Here is a 23,557-nt window from a genome sequence, read left to right on the forward strand (position 1 = left end):
GTCTCGATCCTCTACACCATCGTGGCGCTGCTCGGCCTGTCGGTGACCTTGTTCATGCCGATGCTGATCCGCCGCTTTGCGCGGCGCTGGGTCTATACCGCAGGGGCTTGCCTGCTCGCCATCGGCTCGCTGTTCTTCGTCACCCACACGCTTGCCGGACAAGTAGCGGGGATGCTGTGCCGGGTGATGGGCGCCAGCGCGCTGTCGATCACGCTCAACCTCTACATCATGGACCACATCCGCAAGACCGACTTCATGCAGGCCGAATCGCTTCGCATGGCGTGGTCGATGTTTGCCTGGACCGGCGGGCCGACGCTCGGCATCTTCCTCTACGCGCATTTCGGCATCTGGGCCGCGCATGGTGCGGTGGCGGTGTTCGCAGTGGCCTTGCTGGCGCTGTTCTGGTTCTATCGGCTTGGTGACAACCAGTCGATCCAGCCGGGCAAGACACGACCGGTCAACCCACTCGCCAATATCGGCCGCTTCGTCGCGCAGCCGAGGCTGAGGCTGGCCTGGCTGATCGCTTTCGGACGCTCCTGCTTCTGGACGACCTTCTTCGTGTACGGCCCACTGTTCATGGTCATCACCGGGCAGGGCGATATCGCCGGCGGCCTGCTCGTCTCGGCCGGCAACGCGCTGTTGTTCATGGCCATCTTCTGGGGCAAGGCTGGAAAACGCTTTGGCGGCCGGCGCACCATGACGTTTGCCTATTTCGCCATGTCGGTGATGCTGCTGGCCGCGGGCACGGTGGGAGCGACCGCTCCGCTGGTGACCGGCGCTTTCCTGCTTGGCGGCGCGTTCTTCACCATCGCGCTCGATGCGCTGGGCTCGACCGCCTTCATGCGCTCGGTACGCTCCTACGAGCGCGCGCAGATGGCAGCCGTCTACCGCACCTATCTCGATTTTTCCGAGCTGACGCCGCCGCTGGTCTATTCCGTGGTGCTGATCTTCTTCGGGCTCGGCTCGGTGTTCGTCACGCTGAGCCTGCTGGCCGCGGTTTGCGGCTTCGTGACCTGGCGGTATCTGCCGAAGTCACTGTGACGGTCACGGCGAAAGCGCCGAGTGGCGCTCGCGCACCCAGTTGTGGAAGCGGTGCAGATCATATTCCTCGGGCATCAGCACGCCGGCTTTGTGGCGCATGGAGCGCAGGCCCTTCTGGTTGACCTCGCAGATCGCCGCATCCTCCTCCAGCACCTGCGTGCCGAAGGCGACGATGTTGTCGATGTCGGCCGACGGGGCATCGAGCGCTTCGGGCGCGAACAGCCATTCCGCGACCAGCCCGGTCTGTTCGGGGCCGAGCGGCACCAGCCGCACGGTCCTGACATAGTCGACATGACCGACGATGAACATCGAGGGCATGCTGGTGGCGTAGGTCTGGCCGGCGGCACGCTCGGCTGGCGTCAAATCCGCGAAGACCGGTGCATGGGTCTTGCCGTCGCGCGACCAGGTTTCGGCGCCGGCGCGCAAACCACCCGAAAATTCCGGCGCGTCATTGTCGGCGTGGCGCACCCATTCGGGGTCGTCATGCCGGCTCATCAGACCGCGGCCATAGATCGGCACCAGCCGCGACAGGTCCTTGTGAACGCCGGGGCAGTGTAGGCATTCGTTGAAGTTTTCCCAAAAAATCTTCCAGTTGCAGTTCATCACCTTGCGCAGCACATGGCCTGATACCAGCGTTTCCAGCGGCCAATTGCCGAGATCGCCGGAGGCGGGATCGAAGGAGGCCTGCGCCGAGCCGGCCGCGTCCTCCTGCAAATTCGCGTCCTCCTGCAAATTGACGAACACGAAGCCGCGCCACACCGACAGTGCGACGCGATAGAGCGGATGGTCGGCCTTGTCGAAGCCTTCGGGCAGTGATTTCGACGGCACGCGCACGAGGTCGCCGCGCAGCGAATACGACCAGGCATGATAGGGGCAGGTGATGAGCCGCGCCTTCAGCCGGCCTTCGCTTTCCTGGCAAAGCTGCGAGCCGCGATGCCGGCAGGTGTTGTGGAAGGCGCGCAGTTCGCCGGTCTCGTCGCGCAGCACGACGATTTCCTGCGTGCCGACGCGGAAAGTGCGGAACGCCAGCGGTTGGGCAAGATCGGCCTCGCGGCAGACGAGCAGCCAGCTTCGATACCAGATCGCATCGAGGTCGCGCCGATAGCTCTCGCCGTCCCAATAGGCCGATGACGGCAACGTCGCTTCGGCCCGGGTCAGGCCGTTGTAGCAATCGCGCTCGCTGGCATTGGGCTGCAGAACTGGTGGCTGCAGGGCTGGAGGCTGCATGGCTGGCTTCCTGTAAAGTGGCCAGCCGACACCCGGCCGGGATAATTGTCAATTGTGGTGCCGAGAACGGCCGATGTCGCCGGCATGGCGCAATCGCGCTGGTTGCCGGCGGAATTTGGTTTGCCGCGTGTCGTGATTTTCCGTATAGTCACGCTGTCGTCGGTTCCGTTTTGGAGCCAAGAGGGAATGCGGTGCGGGCTCAATCGTTGCCCAATGCCGTGGCTGCCCCCGCAACTGTGTGCGGTAGTCCTCTCCATATGCCACTGAAGATTTTTCTTCGGGAAGGTGGAGAAGGGCGCTTATCCGCGAGCCAGGAGACCTGCCGGCGACAGGAAACTGACTTCGATGCCCTCGGGTGGAGGGTGAAAGGACAAGACATGAATACCGCTTCCGTCTCCCTCGGCACCTCGGTCTCCTCGCAGTCGCGCTTCATGCAGCTCGCGCTCGCCGCGCTGCTCGGCATCTTCGTTGTCGGCTTTGTCGGCTTCTCGCATATCGATGCGGTCCACAATGCCGCCCACGACTATCGTCATTCGATGGCGTTTCCCTGCCACTGACGAGGATTTGACATCATGAACCTGTTTCGCAACGTCGTGTTCATCGCGGCGATCGCAGGGCTCGTGGCCGGCGTCGTTCTCGCCTGCATGCAGGCCTATGCCACCGTGCCGCTTATCCTCAAGGCCGAAGTCTACGAGCAGGCCGGTGGCGGCCATCATCATGACCATGCCGCGCCCACTGCCGCGGATACCAATGCCATGAGCACCGCCGCACCGGCGGGGAATGCCATGAGTTCCGCCGCGCCTGCACCGGCCGAAGCCGCCGCTCCGGCGGAAGACGAAGGCTGGGCCCCGGCCGATGGTTTCGAGCGTTTCGGCTTCAGCGTGCTTGCCAACATCGTCACCGGCATCGGCTTCGCGCTGGTCCTGGTCGCGGTCTCGGAATTCGCCGGCGGCATCGGCAATTGGCGCCAGGGCGTGTTCTGGGGCCTGGCAGGTTTTGCCGTGTTCACGCTGGCGCCTGGCCTCGGCCTGCCGCCGGAACTGCCGGCGATGCCGGCGGCCGAGTTGCTGCCGCGCCAGATTTGGTGGGTCTCGACGGTGGCGGCCACGGCGATCGGTCTTGGGCTGATCGCCTTCCGCAAATCGCTGCCGCTCGCGATCCTCGGCGTGGCTTTGATCGTCGCCCCGCATATTGTCGGCGCGCCGCAGCCCGACAGTTTCGAGACGCCGATCCCGGAAGGCCTGCATCATCAGTTCGTGGTGGCGGTGACCGTAACCAATCTGGTGTTCTGGCTGGTGCTCGGCGCGGTCGTCGGCGTGGTGCGCGGCCGCTTCACCGGCACCGCGACCAGCCTGCGCGACAGCTTTGCCTGATCGAGGCAAGCTGACTTTCATCATTGGCGGCGCGCGCTCCGGCAAGAGCGCGCACGCCGAGACCCTGGCGACGGCCTTGCCCTCGCCATGGACCTATATCGCCACCGCTGAAGCCTATGACGACGAGATGCGTGAGCGCATCGCGCTGCACCGGACGCGGCGCAGCGAGGGGTGGTCGACCATCGATGCGCCGCTGGACCTCGCCGGCGCGCTCGAGGCCCTGCCGGACAATCAGCCGGTGCTTGTCGACTGCCTCACTCTGTGGCTGACCAATCACATGCTGGCCGAACACGATATCGAGCAGGAATGCCGACGGCTGACTGACGTGCTGTTGCGACCGCGCGGGTCCTGGTTCGTGGTGTCCAACGAAGTCGGGCAAGGCATCGTGCCGGACAATGCCCTGGCACGTCGGTTCCGCGATGCCGCCGGCCGGCTCAACCAGCAGGTCGCGGCGATTTCCGATACGGTGCTTTTGATGGTGGCCGGGCTGCCGCTCAAGGTGAAGTGAGATGACCCACATCGACGACAAGAATGAAGAGCGCCACCGCGCCAAGATGGCCAAGCGCAAGGCGGTGCAGGACGCCGAGGTGGCAAGCAAGACGGTCGAGAAGGGCCTGCTGATCGTCAACACCGGACCTGGCAAGGGCAAGACCACGGCCGCTTTCGGCCTGGCGCTTAGAATGCTCGGCTATGGCAAACGCGTCGGTGTCGTCCAGTTCATCAAGGGCAAATGGCACACCGGCGAGAAAGACGCTTTCGCCGCTTTCGGCGACCGCGTCGTCTGGCACGCGATGGGCGAGGGTTTCACCTGGGAGACGCAGGATTTGAAGCGCGATATCGCGGCCGCCGAGGCCGCCTGGGCCAAGGCGCTTGAATTGCTCGCCGATCCGTCGATCAGCCTCGTCGTGCTCGACGAGCTCAACATCGCGCTGCGCTACGACTATCTCGATCTCGACAAGGTGGTTGCGGCGCTGAAGGCTCGTCGCGAGGGTCTGCATGTCGTCGTCACCGGCCGCAATGCCAAGCCGGCGCTGGTCGAGGCGGCCGATCTGGTCACCGAGATGGGCGTGACCAAGCACCATTTTTCGGCAGGTGTGAAGGCGCAGCAGGGGATAGAGTTCTGATGTTCCTTACCCTCCCCCTTGTGGGGAGGTCGATCCGCGGAGCGGAGCGGGGAGGGGCCTGGGCGCCGCCCCCCACCCCGGCGCTGTGCGCCGACCCTCTCTACAAGGAGGATGGTGAGATCACGCCACAATTGCGATCGCCGCGACCAACCCAAACAGCCCGATCAGCAGATAATCGGCGACGCGGTAAAGTTTCAGCGCCCGCCTGATGTCGAGGCTGTCGGCTTCGCGGCGGCCGCCTTCGCCCATGAAGACGTCGTCTACCAGCACGCCGCCATAGCTGCGCGGTCCCGCGAGTGCCAGGCCAAGTGCGCCGGCCATAGCCGCTTCCGGCCAGCCGGCATTGGGCGAGCGGTGCTTTTTCGCATCGCGCCGCACAGCGCGCCAGGCATTGCGGTGGTCGGCTCCCTTGACCAGGAAAGCCGCCAGCACGATCAGCAGAGCGGTCAGCCGCGACGCCGGCAGGTTGATCCAGTCGTCGAAGCGCGCCGCCGCCCAGCCGAAAGCTTCGTGGCGCGGGGTGCGGTGGCCAATCATCGAATCGGCGGTGTTGGCGGCCTTGTAGGCGGCGCCGCCGGCGAGTCCGCCGACACCGGTCCAGAAGGCGGGGGCGACGATGCCATCGGAAAAATTCTCGGCCAGGCTCTCGATCGCCGCGCGGCAGACACCGGCCCTGTCCAGCGTTTCCGGATCGCGGCCGACGATGCGCGAGACGGCGACGCGGCCCATGGCGAGACCGCCCGAGTCCAGCGCATCGGCCACGGCCTCGACATGGTCGTAGAGGCTCTTCTGCGACAGGAGCGATGTCGCCAGGAGGGCGGTGACGAATAGCCCCAGGGGAACGAACCAGAGCAGGATCTGTACGCAGAGACCGATCACCGCCGGCACCAGCACGATGACCAGCAGCGCCTGGACGCCACGTTGGCGACGCAGCGCGTCGGGATCAGTAGCGCGGTTGAGCCTTAGGTCGAGAAAGGATATCAGCCTGCCGAACCACGTCACCGGATGACCGATGGCGCGAAACAGCCAGTCTGGATAACCCAGAAAAAATTCGATGGCCAATGACAGGAAAGCGATCAGGACTGACATGAAGCTTCTTGATGGAGCGGTGGACCATGGTGGAAGTCTTGGCCGGGCGAGGGTGCTTTTCCCCAACGCCGTACTGCCTTTCGTCGACCTCTCGACCGGTATCAATCCGCACTCCTACCCGCTTTTCGATCTGCCCGCCACCTCGCTGTCGCGATTGCCGGAGGCCGCGCGCGGGCGCGAACTGGCAGCGATCGCGGCCAGCACTTACGGCGCGCCGTCGCCAGCCCATGTCATGGCGGCACCGGGCACGCAAATCCTGCTGCCGCGGGTGGCGGCGCTGGCCAGGCCCGGCAAGGCTTTGGTGCTGGGGCCGACCTACGCCGAACATGCCCGCGCAGCAGCGATCGCCGGGCATCGGGTGAGCGAAGTCAGCGATTTTGCCATGCTGGCCGAAGCTGACCTTGCCATCATCGTCAATCCGAACAACCCGGACGGGCGCATCATCGAGCGCGATCGGTTGCTGGCGTTGGCAGTGCAATTGCGCGCCAAGGGCGGGCTGCTGGTCGTCGACGAGGCATTCATGGATGTCGGTCCGCGCGAACATAGTCTTGCCGGCGATGTCGGACAGGGCGGCATCGTCGTCTTGCGCTCGTTCGGCAAGTTCTTTGGCCTGGCCGGCCTACGGCTCGGGTTTGCGCTTTCCGATGCGCTGACGGTGGAATTGCTGGAGACGCAATTCGGGCCATGGGCTGTCGCCGGCCCGGCGCTGGAGTACGGCATTCGCGCGCTTGCCGATATCGGCTGGCAGGAGGATATGCGGGCTTCCCTTATAGAGGCATCGGCGCGGCTGGACGCCCTGTTCGGCCGCTTCGGCGTTGCTGTCGCCGGCGGCACCACGCTGTTTCGCTATCTCAGTCTGGCGGATGCCGCCGGCCTGTTTTCGGCACTTGGCGAGAGCGGCATCCTGCTTCGGCATTTCTCCGACCGGCCGCATGTCCTGCGCGCCGGCCTGCCGGGGAGCGAGGAAGAGTGGCAGCGGCTCGAATCGGCTCTTGCCGGCTGGGCGTCACGGCGCGACGATGGCGCCAGGGAGATCGCGCGATGATCCACGTCTGTTCACTGGCGAAGATCGAGGAAACTGTGGCTAGAACCGGCGCCGACCGCATGCTGTCCTTGTTGGCAGCGGGAACCGAGGTTGTTCGGCCGTCCTCGATATCGCGGGAAAACCATCTGCATCTCGTAATGCACGACATCGCGGTGGCGCAGGACGGCATGACCATGCCGGGCGAGGAGCATGTGCGCAACCTGCTCGATTTCGCGCGCCGCTGGGATCGGGCCAAGCCGATGCTCGTGCATTGCTATGCCGGCATCAGCCGCTCGACGGCGTCGGCCTACATCATCGCCGCCGCACTGGCGCCGAAACGCGACGAGGCCGAACTGGCGCAGACGCTGCGTGCCCTGTCGCCATCGGCGACGCCCAACCCGCGGCTGATCGCGGTGGCCGATGCGCTGCTTAACCGCAATGGCCGCATGATCGAGGCGATCGAATCGATCGGGCGCGGTGCGGATGCGTTCGAGGGCACGCCATTCGCGCTGAAGATCGACGTTTAGGCGGCTATTTCAGCCACTCGGCCAACTTCGCCTTGCGCACGTCCCTGAGCAGGCTGATGAAGCCATCGGCCTGATATTCAGCCGTCAGCCGGCCTTTCTCCGCCGTTGCGATGCTGGCGTCGCCGACCACGCCGTTCGGGCTGAGATCACTGGCGATCCAGGCGAAGGCGTGGGTGCCGGTGTGGCGCAGCAGCGAAAACTCCTGCTCGGCCTTGGCGACGTTGGAGACGAAATTGTCGGCCTTGCCCATGTAGACGAGATCCGGCCGGAAATGCAGCATCAGCGAGGTCTCGACATCGCCGCCATGAATGCCGTGGCGATCCTCGAGCTCGGTGTACATGCCGGCAGGGCGGCCGAAGCGCTGCCAACTGGTCTTCACCGCCAGCATCTTCTCGCGCACCCGAAATTCGCGCGTGATGATGCCCATGATCTCTTCATTGCCGCCATGCGAGTTGACGACGATGAGCTTGCGCACACCGGCGCGCGCGATCGACAGGCCAAGCTCGGTCCAGGCCTCGACCAGCGTCGTTGCCGGCAGGGTAAGAGTACCCGGCGCGTGCAGATGCTCGTTCGACTTGCCCACCGCCTGGACCGGCAGTATGCGGATGTCGAGATCGTCGGGCAGGCGCGAAATGACGGTGTCCAGCATGCCGTTCATGATCGAGGTGTCGGTAGACACAGGCAGATGCGGTCCATGCTGCTCGATCGCCGCCACCGGCAGCACGGCGATGGTCGCCTCGGGATCGATCGAAGCGTATTCGGTGGTCCGGTAATCGCCCCACCACACGCGTCTTCTTGCAACGGTCATGTCATGCCTCTTCGATGAACCGGCCAGACCTAGCGCGGGACGGGCGGCCTGTCGATCACCCGGCCGCGATGGCTTCGATCTCGACCTTGAATTCGGGCCGCGCAAATCCGCTGACGATCATCAGCGTCGAGGCCGGCGCCGGGCTGGAAAACAGCCGGTCGCGGACGTCCATATAGGGCCGCAGATGCGCGCGGTCGGTCACATAGGCGTTGATGCGCACGATATCCCCAAGTCCAAGCCCCGCCTCGCCGAGGATCGCCGCGATGTTGCGGAAGCAGAGCTCGGCCTGGGCGCCGGCGTCTTCGGGTATCTGGTCATCCGCGGTGATCGCAACCTGGCCCGAGCACAGCACCAACCGCTTGCCCGAGGGCACCTCGACGCCGTGGCTGTAGCGGGCAAAGGGAGGCTTGATCGACTTCGGGGTGAGGAATTTGAACATGGCAATCTCCTGGATACCGCCAGCGTAAGGCGGGATGCATTGCAGCATCAAGATGGCGGTGCATGTTGCCGGTGCGATTGTGGACAGGCGTTCAAAAAATAGGCACGATGCCTCCAGTGCAGCACGACCTTTCCGGCTTTCGCAGATGGCTGTGGTGCAGGCGGGCGGGTCCCGGCGCGTGACGCCGGTGGCATGTGTCTTGCTTCTTGAATCTTTGGTGTCGAGCCTGGCGCGTGTCGCGCCGGAGCAAACAAAGGGTGGTGTCGATGTACGCAAAACAGAAGATCTCGGTGGCGGTGGTGGCCTTGCTTGCCGCCGGCACGCTTGGGGCGGCGGCGAATGAAAAAGTCACCTTCGGCACCAACTGGTTGGCCGAGCCGGAACATGGCGGCTACTACCAGGCCGTGGCGGACGGCACCTATGCCGCCTGCGGCCTCGACGTCACCATCATGCAGGGCGGCCCGCAGGTCAGCGGCCGGCCGATGCTGCTGGCCGGCAAGATCGATTTCTACATGGGCGGCAACCTGTTGTCGGCCTTCGATGCCGTCCAGCAGGGCATTCCGATGCGCGTGGTGGCCGCCGACTTCCAGAAGGATCCGCAGGTCATCATGTCCCACCCCGGCGAGGGGCTCGACAAATGGGAGGATCTGAAGAACGCCGACCAGTACATCCTGGGCGACGAAGGCGTGCAGACCTTCTTCCAGTGGATGGTCACGGCGCTCGGCTTCGACGCCGCCAAGCGCGCGCCTTATACCTACAACACCGCTCCGTTCCTCGCCAACAAGAAGTCGATCCAGCAGGGCTACGTCACGTCGGAACCGTTCGCGGTCAAGAAGGAAGGCGGCTTCGTGCCGAACCAGTTCCTGCTGGCCGACTATGGCTGGGATACGTATTCGACGACGATCGAGGTGATGCAGGACACGATCGACAAGAAGCCGGAGGTGGTCCAGTGCTTCGTCGATGGCTCGGCCAAGGGTTGGTACAAATATCTCTACGGCGACAACAAGGCCGCCAACGACATGATCAAGAAAGACAATCCTGACATGACGGACGAGCAGATCGCCTTCTCGATCGAACAGATGAAGAAGTTCGGCCTTGCCGATTCCGGCGACACCGAGAAGCTCGGCATCGGCGCCATGACCGACGCGCGGATCAAGAGTTTCTACGACAAGATGGTCAAGGCCAAGGTCACGCCCGGCGGCATCGACATCACGAAAGCCTATACGCTGACCTTCATCAACAAGGGCGTCGGGCTCGAGCTGAAGAAATAGGCCGGTCCCGGCAATGATGAGGGAAAAGGTGGCGAAAGCGCCGGCCTTGGGCATCGCTCCGACCTTGCTGGCGCTGCGTGGCGTCGGCAAGGTCTTTTCCAACGGCGTGACGGCGCTGAGCGAAGTCGACCTGACGATCCGGGAAGGCGATTTTCTCAGCCTGCTCGGACCGTCCGGCTGCGGCAAGTCGACGGCGCTCCGGCTGATCGCCGGCCTGTCGACGCCGACTTCCGGCGTGCTCGATTGGCGTGGCGGTGGCTCGCTCGACCGCGCCAACATCGGCTTCGTCTTCCAGGAGCCGACATTGCTGCCCTGGGCCAGCGTCTTCGACAATGTCTGGCTGCCGCTGCGGCTGAAGGGTATTTCCCGCGCCAAGGCGGCGCCGGCGGTAACGGAGATGCTGGCGCGGGTGCACCTGACCGGCTTCGAGGACGCCGTGCCGCGCGAACTGTCGGGCGGCATGAAGATGCGCGTCTCGATCGCGCGGGCCATGGTGACCAAGCCGCGCGTGCTTTTGATGGACGAGCCGTTCGCCGCGCTCGACGAGATCACGCGTTTCAAGCTCAACAACGACCTCCTGGAGCTGTGGCAGGACGAGCGCTTCACCGTCGTCTTCGTCACCCACAGCGTCTTTGAGAGCGTGTTTCTCTCCAACCGCGTTGTCGTCATGGCGGCACGTCCGGGCAGGGTGTTCGACGAACTCGCCATCGAGGCTTCCTATCCACGCGACGAGGTGTTTCGGACCTCTCCCGACTATGCTGCTTTGTGTCGGCGGGCTTCCGATGTGCTGATCGGTGCCATCAACCTGACGGCAGGACCGCATCATGACGGCCATTGAAGAGAGTGCGCTGAAGCTCGATCCCGAGGAAGCGCGGCGCGTGCGTCAGGAGCGGTTCGAGCGGATCGGCCGCTGGGTGCTGCCGCTGGCGATCATGATCCTGGCGATCTGGCTGTGGGACCGCATCTGCGTCTGGAACGAGATCCCGCAATACATCCTGCCGCGCCCCGGCGTGGTGCTATCTACGCTCTACAACGATGCCGGCCTATTGTTCTCGTCGCTGCTGGTCACCTTGCGCATCACCTTCCTCAGCCTGGCCTTGGCCGTTATCGGCGGCGTCGGCCTGTCGGTGCTGTTCGCGCAGTCGAAATGGGTCGAGATGTCATTTTTCCCCTTCGCCATCGTGCTGCAGGTGACGCCGATCGTAGCGATCTTTCCGCTGATCAACATCTACGTGAACAACCAGACGACCAAGCTTCTGCTGTGCGCCTGGATCGTCGCCTTCTTCCCGATCCTGTCCAACACAACGCTCGGCCTCAACTCCGTTGACCGCAATCTGCGCGACCTGTTCAAGCTCAACGGCGCGACGCGTTGGCAGCAACTGCGCTATCTCAGGCTGCCGGCGGCGATGCCGTATTTCCTCGGCGGGCTGAAGATCGCCGGCGGCCTGTCGCTGATCGGCGCCGTGGTGGCCGAGTTCGTCGCCGGCGCCACCGGCCAGTCGTCGGGGCTTGCGTCGCGCATCATCGAGGCCGGTTACCGGCTCAACGCGCCGCGGCTGTTCGCGGCGCTGTTCCTGATCTCGCTGACCGGCATCCTGATCTTCCTCGTGCTGTCGCTGATTTCGCATCTCGTTCTGCGGCGCTGGCACGAAAGCGCGCTGAAACAGGAGCGCTAGGGTGTGTGACGTGATTGATATGTTGGTGCGAGGCGCCCCCCTCTATCCTGCCGGACATCTCCCCCTCAAGTGGGGAGATTGGCCGCTGTCACGATCTTCGCCAATCTCCAACGTTGAAAAAAATGAGCCGACGCGGCCGCTGCCAATCCCCCCCCTTGAGGGGGAGATGCCCGGCAGGGCAGAGGGGGGCAACGCTTGATACCAACCTTCGGCTCTTACCATCTCGCCAATGTTCGCCTTCATCGCTCACTGACGCCAGGCCTTTCCGCGCCCTTCGATGCTGACGGCTTTGCGCTTGCCGACATCGCTGTGGCCGATGGCAAGATTTCCAGCATCACCGCGCATGACCGATCCGCCGATGGCGTCGATCTCGGCGGTCGCATCATCCTGCCCTGTTTCGTCGACTGCCATACTCATATCGACAAAGGCCATATCTGGCCGCGCAAACCCAATCCCGACGGCACCTTCATGGGGGCGCTGAACGCCACCGGCGCTGACCGCGCAGCCCGCTGGAGCGCCGATGATGTGGCGCGGCGGATGGATTTCTCGCTGCGCTCGGCCTACGCGCATGGCACCAGGGCGCTGCGCACCCATATCGACAGCGTCGCGCCGCAGGAGGAGATTTCCTGGCCGGTATTCGAGACGATGCGCGAGACATGGCGTGGCCGCATCGAATTGCAGGGCGCCTGCCTGCTCGGCATCGAGGGCGTGCGCGACAGAAAATGGTTCGACAGGCTGGCGAAACGGGTTGCAGCGGCCAAGGGGGTGCTTGGCGTCGTCACCTATATGGTGCCGGACCTGGAAGAACTGCTCGACCAGGTCTTCGCGCAAGCGATCAAGCATGGCCTCGACCTCGATTTCCATGCCGACGAGACGGACGATGCCGCCGCGATCTCGCTGAAGAAGATCGCCGAGGCGGCACTGTGGAACGGCTTCGAGGGCAAGATCCTTGTCGGCCATTGCTGTTCGCTGGCGCGGCAGCCCGATCTCGACGTGCTGGACACGCTGGACAAGGTGGCGAAGGCCGGCTTAGCCGTCGTGTCGCTGCCGATGTGCAATCTCTATCTGCAGGATCGGCGCACGGATCAAACCACGCCGCGCTGGCGTGGCGTGACGCTGCTGCACGAGATGAAGGCGAGGGGGATTCCGGTGGCCGTCGCCTCAGACAACACGCGTGATCCCTTCTATGCCTATGGCGACCTCGATATGCTGGAGGTCTACCGCATGGCGACGCGCATCCTGCATTTCGATCACCCGGTCGCGGATTGGCCGCGGACAGTCACCGCGACGCCGGCCGACGTGATGCGGCTCGACGGGTTCGGCACGCTTGCCGACGGTGGCGATGCCGACTTCATCCTGTTCAAAGGTAGGAGCTGGACCGAATTGCTGTCGCGGCCCGAATCGGATCGCATCGTCGTGCGCGGCGGGCGCGCGATCGACCGGCAGTTGCCCGACTATGCCGAACTCGATGGACTGATGGTGGAATGATGGACGTCTCGGCGCTCAAACGCGATCTCGAAGGCCTGAAGGTCGACGACAATCCGGCGATCGTCCAGCAGAAGAGCCGCGATTTCTACTGGTACAGCCCGGTGCTCAAGCGGCAGCTCGACCATGTCACCGGCGATCTCATCGTGACGCCGAGGAACGAGGCCGAACTGGTCCGCGTGCTGGCCGCCTGTTATCGGCATGGCGTACCGGTGACACCGCGCGGCAGCGGCACCGGCAATTACGGCCAGGCGATGCCGCTGTCAGGCGGCGTGGTGCTCAATCTTGCCGAGATGAACGAGATCAAGTCGATCGCGCCGGGCCGTGTCGTGACGGGACCGGGTGCAATCCTGGCCGATATCGACAAGGCGACGCGGGCGCATTCCGGCCAGGAGTTGCGGCTGTCGCCCTCCACCTACAACACTGCCTCGATCGGCGGCTTCATCGCCGGAGGCTCGGGCGGTGTCGGCTCGATCAATTTCGGCGGCCTGCGTGATTTCGGCAATGTGCTGCGCCTGCGCGTGGTGACCATGGAGGCCGAACCGAAGGCGCTCGAACTCACCGGCGAGGATTTGCACAAGGTGACCCACGCCTATGGCACCAACGGCATCATCTCGGAAGTCGAGATGCCGCTGACCGCTGCCTATGAGTGGGTCGATGTCATCGTCGGCTTCGACAAGTTCATGGACGCGGCGCGCTACGGCAATGCACTGGCGTGCCAGGACGGCATCCTGACCAAGCTGATCACGCCGATCGCCGCGCCCGTGCCGCAGCTCTATTTCAAGCGGCACCAGAAATTCCTACGGGAAGGGCAGAGCATCTGCGTCGTCATGGTGGCACGGCATGGGTTGGATGCTTTCCTCGCCTTCACCCGCCGCGCCGGCGGCGAGTTGATCTTCAATGCCGCGACGGCAACGCCGGAGGAGAAAAAGGGTCTGCCGCCGGCCTATGAGCTGGCCTGGAACCACACCACGCTGAGAGCGCTGCGGGTTGACCCTTCGATCACCTATCTGCAATCGCTCTATCCTTTTCCAAAGCAGCTGGCGCTGGTCGAGAAAATGGATGCGATGTTTCCCGGCGAGGTGTTTTCGCATCTCGAATTCGTGCGGCTGGACGGCAACATCACCTGTTTCGGCCTGCCGCTGGTCAAGTTCACCACCGAAGCGCGGCTCGACGGGATCATCCGCCTGCATGAGGAGAATGGCTGCCCGATCTTCAACCCGCACCGCTATACGCTGGAAGAGGGCGGCATGAAGCAGACCGACGCGGTGCAGCTCGCCTTCAAGCGCGAGACCGACCCCCAGGGGCTGCTCAATCCCGGCAAGATGATCGCCTGGGAAAATCCGGATTATGACTATCGTTCGGGGCGAACTTTTTTGTTCAGGGGGCTGCAGAGGGTGGGATGAGGAGAGGTTCGCGCTTGAACACCCCCCTCTGGCCTGCCGGCCATCTCCCCCGCAAGGGGGGAGATCGGGCTGCCGCAACGCTTTCGCTAATTGGCAGCGTGGCAGCTTGGCCGCAGCGGCCAAGCTGCCAATCTCCCTCCTTGCGGGGGAGATGCCCGGCAGGACAGAGGGGGGTGCCTCGCACTGACCTTCGAGACTTCCTCCAATGAACATCCTCGTCCTCTACGCCCATCCGGTCGAGACCAGCTTCAATGCCGGCCTGCACCGGATGATCGTCGAGCGGCTGACGGCGGCGGGTCATGCGGTCGATGACTGCGATCTCTACGCCGAGGATTTCGACCCGCGGCTGACGCACCAGGAGAGGCTGGACTATCACAGCCCGCGGGGCCCCGAAGACGCGGTGGCGCCGTATGTCGAGCGCCTGTTGCGGGCCGATGCGCTGGTGCTTTCCTATCCGGTGTGGAACTACGGCTTTCCCGCGATCCTGAAAGGCTTCTTCGATCGCGTCTTTCTGCCCGGCGTGTCGTTCAAGCTGGTCGACGGCAAGGCGCAGCCGTCATTGCACAATATCAAGAAGGTCGCCGCCGTCACCACCTATGGCGGCAGCCGGTTTCGCGCCATGCTGATGGGCGATCCGCCGCGCAAGCTGATCAAGCGCATGCTGCGCGCCACCGTGAAACCTGGTGCGCCGGTGACATACCTCGCGCATTACGCGATGAACCTGTCGACCGACGACAGCCGCAAGGCCTTCATGGCCAAGACCGCGGCCAGCATGGATGCCTTCTGATGCGCGCGCTGGTCGTCTATTGCCATCCGGTGCCGGAGAGTTTTTGCGCCGCGATCCGCGATGCCGCTGTCGAGGTGTTGACGCAAAGAGGCTGGGAGGTGCGGTTGCTCGACCTCTATGCCGAGAAATTCGATCCGGTGATGGGCTGCGACGAGCGGCGCGGCTACAATAACCAGGCGCCGCGGGACCCGGCGCTGAAGCCGCATTTCGAGCTGCTCAACTGGGCCGAGGCGATCCTCTTCGTCTATCCGACCTGGTGGTACGGGCTGCCGGCGATGCTGAAGGGCTGGCTCGACCGGGTTTGGGCGACCGATGTCGCCTTCAAGCTGCCGGTGGGCAAGGGGCGGATCAAATCGCTGATGACGCATGTAACCAAGGTCGGCGTCATCACCACCTGCGGCGCGCCGACCTGGTGGAGCGTCGTAGTCGGCCAACCCGGGCGCAAGACCCTGCTGCGCGGCATGCGGGCGCTCTGCGCGACGCGCTGCCGGACGTTCTTCCTGGCGCATTATCTGATGGATGCCTCGACGCCACAATCGAGGGCGGCGTTTCTGGGGAAGGTGAGGGCGAAGCTGGAAAGGTTTTGAGGGAATTAGCGTCCTTCTCCCCGTGGAACGGGGAGAAGGAAGAGGGCGCTACATCTTCGTTCGCTCGGCCTTCGGATCATACATCGGCTTCAGCGACGCCTCTGCTGCAAAACGTTCGCCGGCGATCTCGATCTCGTAGGACGAGGCCAGCACATCGGCCTCGCTCTCGCCGGGACAGGGCACATAGCCGAGCCCGATCGCACCGCCGAGATGATGGCCGTAATTGCCCGAGGTGATTGGGCCGACGATCTTGCCGTCGCGCAGGATTGCTTCGTTGTGAAAAAGCAGCGGCTGCGGGTCCTTCAGGCGGAATTGGACGAGCCGGCGTGAGAGTCCGGCCTCCTTCTTGCGCAGCACCGCATCACGGCCGATGAAGTCGCCCTTGGCCGTCTTCACCGCGAAGCCGAGCCCTGCCTCCAGCACGTGGTCCTCGTCGGTGATGTCGTGGCCGAAATGGCGGAAGGCCTTTTCGATGCGGCAGGAATCCAGCGTGTGCAGGCCGCAGAGTTTCAGTCCGACATCGGTACCGGCCTCCTCGATCGCCTCGAAGACATGGGCGGCCTGGTCGGTCGAGACATAGAGCTCCCAGCCGAGTTCGCCGACATAGGTGACGCGGTGGGCGCGGGCGAGGCCCATGCCGATCTCGATCTCCTGGAACGTGCCGAACGGATTGTTCTCGTTGGAAAAGTCGTTGGGGCTGACCTTCTGGATCAGCTTTCGGGCGTTCGGACCCATCAGGCAAAGTACGCTTTCGGCCGCGGTCACATCGGTGATGACGACGAATTCCTCGCCGACATGCCGGCGCAGCCAGGCGAGATCGCGTTGCAGCGTGGCGCCCGGCACGACGAGGAAGTAGGCGGTATCCGACAGGCGCGAGACCGTGAGATCGCTTTCGATGCCGCCGCGCTTGTTGAGCATCTGGGTGTAGACGATCTTGCCGGGCGCCACGTCCATGTCGTTGGCGCAGAGCCTTTGCAGGAAAGCGCAGGCGTCGCGGCCCTCGACGCGGATCTTGCCGAACGAGGTCATGTCGAACAGGCCGACCTTGTCGCGGACCGCCAGATGTTCCTCGCGCTGGTTGTCGAACCAGTTCTGCCGCTTCCAGGAATAGCGGTATTCGCGCTCCTGTCCTTCGCGGGCGAACCAGTTGGCCCGCTCCCAGCCTGCGACTTCGCCGAACACGGCGCCGCGCGCCTTCAGGTGTTCATGCAGCGGCGAGCGCCGGACATTCCTCGACGTTGCCATCTGCCGATAGGGGAAGTGATCGGCGTAGAGCAGGCCGAGCGTTTCGGAGACGCGCTCCTTGAGATAGCGGCGGTTCTTCTGGAACGGCTGGGCACGGCGGATGTCGACTTCCCACAGGTCGAAGGGCGCCTCGCCGTCGTTGATCCACTGCGCCAGCGCCATGCCGGCGCCACCGGACGAGACGATGCCGATCGAATTGTAGCCGGTCGCCATCCAATAGCCGCGCAGTTCCGGCGCCTCGCCGAGATAATAGCGGTCGTCGGGGGTAAAACTCTCGGGTCCGTTGAAGAAGGTGTGGATGCCGGCGGTGGCCAGCATCGGCATGCGGTTGACGCCCATTTCGAGGATGGGTTCGAAATGGTCCATGTCCTCGGGCAATTGGTCGAAGCAGAAATCCTCGCGGATGCCGTCCATGCCCCAGGGCTTGGCCATCGGCTCGAAGGCGCCGAGCATCATCTTGCCGGCGTCTTCCTTGTAGTAGGCGCACTCGTCCGGCACGCGCAGCACCGGCAGGCGGCCGAGGCCGGGGATGGGTTCGGTGACAAGGTAAAAATGCTCGCAGGCGTGCAGCGGGATGGTGACGCCGTTCTGGGCGCCGAGTTCACGCGCCCACATGCCGGCGCAGTTGACGACGATGTCGGCCTCGATCATGCCTGTTTCGTCACCTTGCGCCCAGGATACGCCGGTGACGCGACCGTCCCTGGTGTAGACCTTGGTCACCTTCACATTCTCGACGATGGTGGCGCCGCGCTGGCGAGCGCCCTTGGCCAGCGCCATGGCGATGTTGGCCGGGTCGCACTGGCCGTCGAGCGGCAGATGCACGGCGCCGACGACGTCGGAGACATTGAGATGCGGATACATCTCACTGACTTCGCTGGGCGAAATCTCGCGCACGTCGACATCGAAGGCGCGGGCCAGCGAGGCCTGCCGATAGATCTCGTGCTTGCGCTCCTCGGTCAGCGCCACGGTGATCGAGCCGACCTGGCGCATGCCGGTGCCGACCTCGGTCTCGGCTTCCAGCTTGACGTAGAGGTCGGCCGAATATTTCGCCAGCCGCGTCATGTTCTGCGAGCCGCGCAACTGGCCGATCAGGCCAGCGGCGTGCCATGTCGTACCCGATGTCAACTGCTTGCGCTCGAGCAGCACGATATCGGTCCAGCCGAGCTTGGCCAGGTGATAGGCGACCGAACAGCCGGAGACGCCGCCTCCGATGATGACCGCCCTTGCCTTGGCAGGGATGGCCTTGGTGGGGATGGTCGTCATGCGGCCTCGCGGCGATAGCTGGAAGCAAAACGGCGCAGCCGCAGCGCTGCTTCCTGCAGCACGGGTTCCGGCTGGCAGAGGCTGATGCGGATGTGGCCGGCGGCGGCCTCGCCGAAGCTGGAGCCGGGCATCACGCCGACACTCTCCTTGTCGAGCAACGCCCAGGCGAATTTCTCGTCGTCGGGTTCGACATTGGATATGTCGAGCATGACATACATGCCGCCCTCTGAACCGCGCACGGTGACATCGTTCATGCCGCGCACGGCCTCGATGAAGACGGTGCGGCGCGCCGCGTAGCGCTCGGCGATGTCCTTGACGCCATAGCGGTTCTCCAGCGCCTCGGCGCAAGCGATCGAGATGAAGGCCGGCAGGCCGTAGGTCGTCACCAGGTTGAGGTTGATCAGCAGCGTGATCATCTCCCTGGGACCGGTCAGCCAGCCCACGCGCCAGCCGGTCATGCCATGGCTCTTGGACATGGAATTGATGACCAGCGTGCGCTCGGCCATGCCGGGCAGCGAGCGCGGCGAGACGTGCTCGCCGCCGCCGAGCGTCCAGTAGACCTCATCCGACAGCAGCCAGAGGTCGTGCTCGCGGCAAATCTCGGCCAGCTGTTCCAGCCGCTCGCGCGAATAGACGGCGCCTGTCGGGTTGTTCGGCGTGTTGATCAGGATGGCGCGCGTGTTGGGTTTGATCGCCGCGCGGATCATGTCGGCGCGGGGCTGGAAGCCATCCTCGGCCGGCGTCTCGACGACGGTGAAACTGGCGCCGGCGGCGCTGAATGTGTTGGGATAGGTGGCGTAGTAAGGCGCCACGACGATGGCGTGGTCGCCCTGGTCGAGCACGGCCTGCACGGCCGCGTAAAGGGCGGCCTGGCCGCCCGGCGTGGCGATCACCTGATCCGGCACCGTCTCCACGCCCGTGCAGGCGCTCGATGCCACGGCCATCGCCTTGCGCAGGCGCGGCAGGCCGGGCAGCGGGGTATAGTGGTGATTGCTGCCGCGAACCGCGGTCACGCAGGCTTCGATCGTTTCCGAGGGCGTGTCGAAATCATGATCGCCGACCGACAGCATGATGATGTCTTCGCCAGCTTCCTTGCGTGTCCAGGCGGCGAAATGAACCTCCCAGCCATCCTTGCCGGAAGGTACGATACCGGAAATGCGCGATGATGGTCTTGGCATTATTGAACTCCCGAAATCTCATAGCCGGCCTGCTCGAGCCGGTCGCGCAGGGCGGCGATATGCGGCGGCCCGACTTCGCAGCAGCCGCCGACGATAGTAGCGCCGGCTTCGACCCAGCCGATCGCCTGGTCGGCGTAGGCGTCCGGGCCAAGGTCATGGCGGGCGTGCAGCACATCCACCGTGCCGCCGTGCTTCAGCGCTTCGGTGGAGGTGAAGCCATTGGCATAGGCGCCGACCGGGCCGCCGAGGTCGATCAGTTCAGGCAAGGCGGCGGCGATCGCTTCCGGCCGGCAGCAATTGAGCAGCCGCGCCGCGACAGTCAGGCCATCAAGCGCGCTGGACGCGCCGGCTATCGTCTCGCCGCTGCGCAAGCGCGGCGCGCCATGGTCGGCAAGTGTCCATGACACCCACACGGGCTTGCCGCTTTCCGATGCAGCGGTGACGGCCGCGCGCGCTTCGTCGGACGAGGCCATCGTTTCGCACAGGAACAGATCGACGCCATCCGCCTGCTCGGCAACGATGCGGCGATAGATGTCGAGCGTCTCCCGATAGGAAATGGTCAGCGCCGGGGCGTAGCTGCCGAAAAGCGGCGGCAGGCAGCCGGCGATCGTGGCATCGCCGGCTTCATCGCACGCCTGCCTGGCCAGTTCGATGCCGCGCTTCTGCAGTGGCTTGAACAGGTCTTCGGCACCCTCGCGCGCCAGGCGTTCGGGCGTCGCCGAATAGGTGTTGATGGTAATGACGCGCGCGCCGGCGCGGATGAATTCCGCGTGCAGGCCGCGCACGAGGTCGGGTTCGTCGATCAGCACCCTGGCCGACCATAGCGGCGTCGGCTCGGACTTGCTGCGCCGCACCAGTTCCTGGCCCATGCCGCCATCGGTGAGAATGACCTTCTTCATGCGCGCAGCCTCTCGTTCTTCGGATCCCACAGGGGTTCGTCCTTCTGCACGATCGCCTTGAAGCGATCGCCGAAGATTTCGACTTCGACGGCGGTGCCGGGTTCGGTCAAATCGGCGCGCAGCATGCCGAGTGCGATCGATTTGTCGATGCGATGGCCCCAGCCGCCCGACGTGGTCTCGCCAACGATCTGGCCATCGTGCCACAGCGTCGACATGTAGGGTGCGTCGCAGTCGCCGGGGTTTTCGACGACCAGCGTGACGAAGCGCTTCTTCACGCCTTGCTGCTTCTCGTTCTGCAGTGCGGCCTTGCCGCGGAAGTCGGGCTTTTCCCATTTGACGAAGCGCTCAAGCCCGCCCTGCAGGATGGAATAGTCGGTCGACAGGTCACCTTTCCAGGTGCGGTAGCCTTTTTCGAGCCTGAGCGAATCCAGCGCGTACATGCCGAACGGTTTCAGCCCATGGTTTTGTCCTGCCGCGCAGAGGGCATCGAAGATGGCGGCCGTGTCGTCGACCCTGGTGTGGATTTCCCAGCCGAGTTCGCCGGCGAAGGAGACGCGCACGAGCTTCGCCCAGCGGCCGGCGATTTTGGTTTCCTGATGCGTCAGCCATGGCTGCGTCAGGTCGGCGTCGCAAACTTCTGCGAGGATTTTTCGCGAATTGGGTCCGGCCAGGATCTGGGTGGAGAATTCCTCGGTCCGGTCGATCAGCTTGAAGGTCGCGTTTTCAGGCATACGCGATTTCAGCCACTCGAAATCGTGCCACTGCGCGACCGCCGCGGTGATCAGCGTCATCAGGTTCTCGTCGTGGCGGACCACGGACATTTCGGTGACGATGCGGCCCTTGTCGTCGGCGAAATAGACGAGGCCGATGCGGCCGGGCTTCGGCACCAGTCCGGTGACCTGCAGGCTCAGCCATTCGGCCGCGCCTGGGCCTTCAAGGTTGAAGCGGGAGAAACCGGGCAGGTCCAGGATGCCGGCGGCGTCGCGCACGGCGAGACATTCCTCGCGCACGCGATGCTGCCACGGCCCGTCGCGGCGGAAGGTCAGCGTCGCTTCCTCGGAAATGTCGTCGCCGTCTTGCGCATACCAGGTCGCGCGCTCCCAGCCATTATAGGCGTCGAACCGGGCGCCTAGCGCCTTGATGCGATCGTGGATCGGCGACAGCTTGCGGTCACGCCCTTCAGGCCAGGCGTGGCGCGGAAACTGGATGGCGTATTCGTTGCCATAGATTTCCATGCCCTTGGCGACGCAATAGTCGGGTGCGGCGGCGAAAGAGGTGAAGCGGCGCGGGTCGCACGACCACATGTCCCATTCGGTCTGGCCTTGCGTAACCCATTCGGCGAGCACCTTGCCGGCGCCGCCGCCTTGCGCGATGCCGAAGGTGAAGACGCAGGCTTCGAAGGCATTGGGAACGCCTGGCATCGGGCCGATCAGCGGGTTGCCGTCCGGCGCGTAGGGGATCGGTCCGTTGATGACCTTGGACAGGCCGGCGGTGCCCAGGATCGGCACGCGGGCGACGGCGTCGGCCAGGTAATGTTCCAGCCGGTCAAGATCGTCGGGGAAAAGCTGGAAAGAGAAATCGTCCGGCATCGGATCGTTGTGATCAGCCCAATGCGCGCGGCAATTGCGCTCATAGGGGCCGAGATTCATGCCGGCCTTTTCCTGGCGCAGATAGTAGGACGTGTCGACATCGCGCAGCAGCGGCAGCTTCTTGCCCTGTTCCTTGGACCATGCGGCGAGTTCGGGGATTTCCTCGAACAGGATGTACTGGTGGCTCATCACCATCATCGGCACCTCGCGGCCGAACATCCGGCCCACTTCGGCGGCACGATAACCGGCGGCATTGACGACGATTTCGCAGCGGATTTCGCCTTGCGCCGTCTGGACCACCCATTCATCGTTCTCGCGGCGCACGCCGGTGACGGGGCAGAAGCGGATGATTTTGGCCCCCATGTCGCGCGCGCCCTTGGCCAACGCCTGGGTCAGCTGCGCCGGGTCGATGTCGCCGTCGCTGGGGTCGTAGAGCGCGCCTTCCAGGTCATGCGTTTCGATAAAGGGATAGCGGCGCTTGATCTCGTCGACGCCGACCACGTCGATGTCCATGCCCTGGTAGCGGCCCATGCCCTTGGCGCGCTGGAACTCCTGCATGCGCTCCTTCGAATGGGCGAGCCGCAGCGAGCCGGTGACGTGATAGTTCATGGGATAGTCGACGGCGTCGGCCAGGCCCCGGTAAAGCTCGGTCGAATAGCGCTGCATGTTCATCAGCGACCAGGACGAGGAGAAGGTCGGCACATTGCCGGCTGCGTGCCATGTCGAGCCGGAGGTCAGCTCGTTCTTCTCCACGAGCACGCAGTCGGTCCAGCCAGCCTTGGCGAGATGATAGAGCGCGGAAGTGCCGACCACGCCACCTCCGATGATCACCACGCGCGCCGTGCTTGGCAAACCCGCCATGTTCTTCTCCCGACTTGAAACTTAATAGACCGGTGGCGAAACCACCCAGATGACAACCGCCGGCTCGGTGCCTGGATTGCGCCAGCGATAGGGCTTGCCTTCGAAGCGGAAGGAATCGCCTTCGCCGAGCCGGTGCCAGACGCCCGCTATCTCGATCTCGAAAATGCCCGAGGCGATATAGCCGGCTTCCTCGGTCGGCCGCAGCTGCTCGGTCTTCATCTCCGCGCCCGCCGCGAAGATCGAGCGCACCATTTCAAAACTACCACTGAGATCGGGCGACAGGAGTTCTTCCACCAAGCCGGATTCGCTGGTGCCAAGCGAGCGGCGCCTGCCGGCACGCACCACCACGCCGCGCTCGCTCTCGACAGGCACCTCATGGCTGAAGAACAGGCTGATCGGCACGCCGAACAATTCGGCGAAAGCCCTGAGGTCGCCGACCGATGGCGTCGAGAGGCCACGTTCGACCTGGCTGAGCCATCCAACCGAACGGCCGAGTTTCAGCGCGATCTCGGCCAGCGTCAGCCCGCGAACGCGACGCAAGGCTCTGATGTCGCTGGCCAGCACGCGTTCGTCGGACCCCTGAAATGTTCGTGCGGCCGTGGCGGGCAAAGCGCTCTTCATGAAAATTCCCATCCGAATTTCATGAGAAATCAAGCTC

Annotated in this window: 23 protein-coding genes and 1 riboswitch; of the genes, 14 read left to right on the plus strand and 9 right to left on the minus strand. The window is 64.4% G+C overall.

The window, feature by feature from the left end; translation table 11 throughout:
- The coding region (locus FJ978_RS29000) for an MFS transporter (RefSeq protein ID WP_140576108.1) at positions 1-1,041 on the plus strand (1,041 nt) is incomplete at its 5' end.
- A gap of 3 nt (positions 1,042-1,044) precedes the next feature.
- Here the strand turns inward: FJ978_RS29000 and FJ978_RS29005 are convergent.
- Positions 1,045-2,238 carry an aromatic ring-hydroxylating dioxygenase subunit alpha gene (locus FJ978_RS29005; RefSeq protein WP_140576187.1) on the minus strand — a complete coding sequence of 398 codons (1,194 nt, stop codon included), beginning with the start codon at positions 2,236-2,238 and terminating at the stop codon, positions 1,045-1,047.
- Positions 2,239-2,411: 173 nt separating this feature from the next.
- Positions 2,412-2,610, plus strand: a riboswitch (cobalamin riboswitch).
- 35 nt (positions 2,611-2,645) lie between these two features.
- On the opposite strand from FJ978_RS29005, the gene FJ978_RS29010 reads away from it, so the two are divergent.
- From FJ978_RS29010 to cobO, 4 genes are read left to right on the plus strand one after another with little or no spacing between them, the layout of a single operon-like run.
- Positions 2,646-2,825 (plus strand): CbtB domain-containing protein, encoded by a 180-nt coding sequence (locus tag FJ978_RS29010; protein ID WP_013894925.1) that lies wholly within the window; start codon positions 2,646-2,648, stop codon positions 2,823-2,825.
- Between the two features lie 15 nt (positions 2,826-2,840).
- Complete coding sequence (locus FJ978_RS29015) at positions 2,841-3,641, plus strand: CbtA family protein (protein ID WP_013894926.1); 801 nt, start codon at positions 2,841-2,843, stop codon at positions 3,639-3,641.
- On the plus strand, positions 3,634-4,149 hold the full coding sequence (gene cobU, locus FJ978_RS29020; protein ID WP_140576110.1) for a bifunctional adenosylcobinamide kinase/adenosylcobinamide-phosphate guanylyltransferase: 516 nt from the start codon (positions 3,634-3,636) through the stop codon (positions 4,147-4,149). Before FJ978_RS29015 ends, cobU begins: the two co-directional genes overlap by 8 nt.
- A 1-nt stretch (position 4,150) precedes the next feature.
- Positions 4,151-4,765, plus strand: a complete 615-nt coding sequence (cobO, locus tag FJ978_RS29025; RefSeq protein WP_140576111.1) for a cob(I)yrinic acid a,c-diamide adenosyltransferase — start codon at positions 4,151-4,153, stop codon at positions 4,763-4,765.
- A gap of 120 nt (positions 4,766-4,885) precedes the next feature.
- Here the strand turns inward: cobO and cbiB are convergent, their stop codons facing one another.
- Positions 4,886-5,854 (minus strand): adenosylcobinamide-phosphate synthase CbiB, encoded by a 969-nt coding sequence (cbiB, locus tag FJ978_RS29030; protein WP_140576113.1) that lies wholly within the window; start codon positions 5,852-5,854, stop codon positions 4,886-4,888.
- Between cbiB and cobD the strand changes: the two genes are divergently transcribed.
- Both cobD and FJ978_RS29040 read left to right on the plus strand, forming a co-directional pair.
- Positions 5,853-6,899 carry a threonine-phosphate decarboxylase CobD gene (gene cobD / locus FJ978_RS29035; protein ID WP_140576114.1) on the plus strand — a complete coding sequence of 349 codons (1,047 nt, stop codon included), beginning with the start codon at positions 5,853-5,855 and terminating at the stop codon, positions 6,897-6,899. The genes cbiB and cobD overlap by 2 nt on opposite strands.
- Positions 6,896-7,405, plus strand: coding sequence for a tyrosine phosphatase family protein (locus tag FJ978_RS29040; RefSeq protein ID WP_140576116.1), 510 nt, complete (start codon positions 6,896-6,898; stop codon positions 7,403-7,405). The genes cobD and FJ978_RS29040 overlap by 4 nt, the downstream gene beginning before the upstream one ends.
- Positions 7,406-7,409: 4 nt before the next feature.
- Here the strand turns inward: FJ978_RS29040 and FJ978_RS29045 are convergent, their stop codons facing one another.
- A complete protein-coding gene (locus tag FJ978_RS29045) occupies positions 7,410-8,213 on the minus strand; it encodes a creatininase family protein (protein WP_140576118.1) in 804 nt (267 codons plus the stop codon).
- 55 nt (positions 8,214-8,268) lie between these two features.
- The gene (locus tag FJ978_RS29050) at positions 8,269-8,652 is read right to left on the minus strand and encodes a RidA family protein (protein WP_013894933.1); all 384 of its coding nucleotides are present in this window, start codon (positions 8,650-8,652) and stop codon (positions 8,269-8,271) included.
- A gap of 266 nt (positions 8,653-8,918) precedes the next feature.
- Between FJ978_RS29050 and FJ978_RS29055 the strand changes: the two genes are divergently transcribed.
- The 7 genes from FJ978_RS29055 to FJ978_RS29095 all read left to right on the plus strand — a co-directional run bounded on the left by FJ978_RS29055 (position 8,919) and on the right by FJ978_RS29095 (position 15,864).
- Positions 8,919-9,923, plus strand: a complete 1,005-nt coding sequence (locus tag FJ978_RS29055) for an ABC transporter substrate-binding protein (protein WP_140576119.1) — start codon at positions 8,919-8,921, stop codon at positions 9,921-9,923.
- A gap of 13 nt (positions 9,924-9,936) precedes the next feature.
- Entirely contained in the window at positions 9,937-10,761 is an 825-nt protein-coding gene (locus FJ978_RS29060) for an ABC transporter ATP-binding protein (protein ID WP_140576121.1), read from the plus strand.
- Positions 10,748-11,599: an ABC transporter permease gene (locus tag FJ978_RS29065; RefSeq protein ID WP_140576122.1), complete on the plus strand. Its 852-nt coding sequence runs from the start codon at positions 10,748-10,750 to the stop codon at positions 11,597-11,599. Before FJ978_RS29060 ends, FJ978_RS29065 begins: the two co-directional genes overlap by 14 nt.
- 195 nt (positions 11,600-11,794) lie before the next feature.
- Positions 11,795-13,087 (plus strand): cytosine deaminase, encoded by a 1,293-nt coding sequence (locus FJ978_RS29075; protein ID WP_140576124.1) that lies wholly within the window; start codon positions 11,795-11,797, stop codon positions 13,085-13,087.
- Positions 13,087-14,490 carry an FAD-binding oxidoreductase gene (locus tag FJ978_RS29080; protein ID WP_140576190.1) on the plus strand — a complete coding sequence of 468 codons (1,404 nt, stop codon included), beginning with the start codon at positions 13,087-13,089 and terminating at the stop codon, positions 14,488-14,490. The genes FJ978_RS29075 and FJ978_RS29080 overlap by 1 nt, the downstream gene beginning before the upstream one ends.
- A gap of 205 nt (positions 14,491-14,695) precedes the next feature.
- Positions 14,696-15,277, plus strand: a complete 582-nt coding sequence (locus tag FJ978_RS29090; RefSeq protein ID WP_140576125.1) for an NAD(P)H-dependent oxidoreductase — start codon at positions 14,696-14,698, stop codon at positions 15,275-15,277.
- Positions 15,277-15,864, plus strand: coding sequence for an NAD(P)H-dependent oxidoreductase (locus FJ978_RS29095; RefSeq protein WP_013894940.1), 588 nt, complete (start codon positions 15,277-15,279; stop codon positions 15,862-15,864). Before FJ978_RS29090 ends, FJ978_RS29095 begins: the two co-directional genes overlap by 1 nt.
- 48 nt (positions 15,865-15,912) lie before the next feature.
- Here the strand turns inward: FJ978_RS29095 and FJ978_RS29100 are convergent, their stop codons facing one another.
- Genes FJ978_RS29100 through FJ978_RS29120 form a run of 5 tightly spaced genes read right to left on the minus strand, consistent with a single transcriptional unit; the run spans position 15,913 to position 23,520 of the window.
- A complete protein-coding gene (locus tag FJ978_RS29100; protein ID WP_181176827.1) occupies positions 15,913-18,372 on the minus strand; it encodes an FAD-dependent oxidoreductase in 2,460 nt (819 codons plus the stop codon).
- Entirely contained in the window at positions 18,369-19,550 is a 1,182-nt protein-coding gene (locus tag FJ978_RS29105; protein ID WP_140576127.1) for a pyridoxal phosphate-dependent aminotransferase, read from the minus strand. Before FJ978_RS29105 ends, FJ978_RS29100 begins: the two co-directional genes overlap by 4 nt.
- Positions 19,550-20,449, minus strand: coding sequence for a homocysteine S-methyltransferase family protein (locus tag FJ978_RS29110; protein WP_140576129.1), 900 nt, complete (start codon positions 20,447-20,449; stop codon positions 19,550-19,552). The genes FJ978_RS29105 and FJ978_RS29110 overlap by 1 nt, the downstream gene beginning before the upstream one ends.
- Positions 20,446-22,899 (minus strand): FAD-dependent oxidoreductase, encoded by a 2,454-nt coding sequence (locus FJ978_RS29115; protein WP_140576130.1) that lies wholly within the window; start codon positions 22,897-22,899, stop codon positions 20,446-20,448. Before FJ978_RS29115 ends, FJ978_RS29110 begins: the two co-directional genes overlap by 4 nt.
- Positions 22,900-22,920: 21 nt before the next feature.
- The gene (locus tag FJ978_RS29120; RefSeq protein WP_140576132.1) at positions 22,921-23,520 is read right to left on the minus strand and encodes an XRE family transcriptional regulator; all 600 of its coding nucleotides are present in this window, start codon (positions 23,518-23,520) and stop codon (positions 22,921-22,923) included.
- Between the last annotated feature and the right edge of the window lie 37 nt (positions 23,521-23,557).

It is taken from the genome of Mesorhizobium sp. B1-1-7, from assembly GCF_006442705.1.
Classification (GTDB): Bacteria; Pseudomonadota; Alphaproteobacteria; order Rhizobiales; family Rhizobiaceae; genus Mesorhizobium; species Mesorhizobium opportunistum.

Bases quoted from the DNA above. Each gene is read 5' to 3' on its own strand.
- FJ978_RS29010 (WP_013894925.1), top strand. From the start codon at position 2,646: ATGAATACCGCTTCCGTCTCCCTCGGCACCTCGGTCTCCTCGCAGTCG.
- FJ978_RS29015 (WP_013894926.1), top strand. From the start codon at position 2,841: ATGAACCTGTTTCGCAACGTCGTGTTCATCGCGGCGATCGCAGGGCTC.
- cobO (WP_140576111.1), top strand. From the start codon at position 4,151: ATGACCCACATCGACGACAAGAATGAAGAGCGCCACCGCGCCAAGATG.
- cobD (WP_140576114.1), top strand. From the start codon at position 5,853: ATGAAGCTTCTTGATGGAGCGGTGGACCATGGTGGAAGTCTTGGCCGG.
- cbiB (WP_140576113.1), bottom strand. From the start codon at position 5,854: ATGTCAGTCCTGATCGCTTTCCTGTCATTGGCCATCGAATTTTTTCTG.
- FJ978_RS29040 (WP_140576116.1), top strand. From the start codon at position 6,896: ATGATCCACGTCTGTTCACTGGCGAAGATCGAGGAAACTGTGGCTAGA.
- FJ978_RS29045 (WP_140576118.1), bottom strand. From the start codon at position 8,213: ATGACCGTTGCAAGAAGACGCGTGTGGTGGGGCGATTACCGGACCACC.
- FJ978_RS29050 (WP_013894933.1), bottom strand. From the start codon at position 8,652: ATGTTCAAATTCCTCACCCCGAAGTCGATCAAGCCTCCCTTTGCCCGC.
- FJ978_RS29055 (WP_140576119.1), top strand. From the start codon at position 8,919: ATGTACGCAAAACAGAAGATCTCGGTGGCGGTGGTGGCCTTGCTTGCC.
- FJ978_RS29060 (WP_140576121.1), top strand. From the start codon at position 9,937: ATGATGAGGGAAAAGGTGGCGAAAGCGCCGGCCTTGGGCATCGCTCCG.
- FJ978_RS29065 (WP_140576122.1), top strand. From the start codon at position 10,748: ATGACGGCCATTGAAGAGAGTGCGCTGAAGCTCGATCCCGAGGAAGCG.
- FJ978_RS29080 (WP_140576190.1), top strand. From the start codon at position 13,087: ATGGACGTCTCGGCGCTCAAACGCGATCTCGAAGGCCTGAAGGTCGAC.
- FJ978_RS29090 (WP_140576125.1), top strand. From the start codon at position 14,696: ATGAACATCCTCGTCCTCTACGCCCATCCGGTCGAGACCAGCTTCAAT.
- FJ978_RS29095 (WP_013894940.1), top strand. From the start codon at position 15,277: ATGCGCGCGCTGGTCGTCTATTGCCATCCGGTGCCGGAGAGTTTTTGC.
- FJ978_RS29100 (WP_181176827.1), bottom strand. From the start codon at position 18,372: ATGACGACCATCCCCACCAAGGCCATCCCTGCCAAGGCAAGGGCGGTC.
- FJ978_RS29105 (WP_140576127.1), bottom strand. From the start codon at position 19,550: ATGCCAAGACCATCATCGCGCATTTCCGGTATCGTACCTTCCGGCAAG.
- FJ978_RS29110 (WP_140576129.1), bottom strand. From the start codon at position 20,449: ATGAAGAAGGTCATTCTCACCGATGGCGGCATGGGCCAGGAACTGGTG.
- FJ978_RS29115 (WP_140576130.1), bottom strand. From the start codon at position 22,899: ATGGCGGGTTTGCCAAGCACGGCGCGCGTGGTGATCATCGGAGGTGGC.
- FJ978_RS29120 (WP_140576132.1), bottom strand. From the start codon at position 23,520: ATGAAGAGCGCTTTGCCCGCCACGGCCGCACGAACATTTCAGGGGTCC.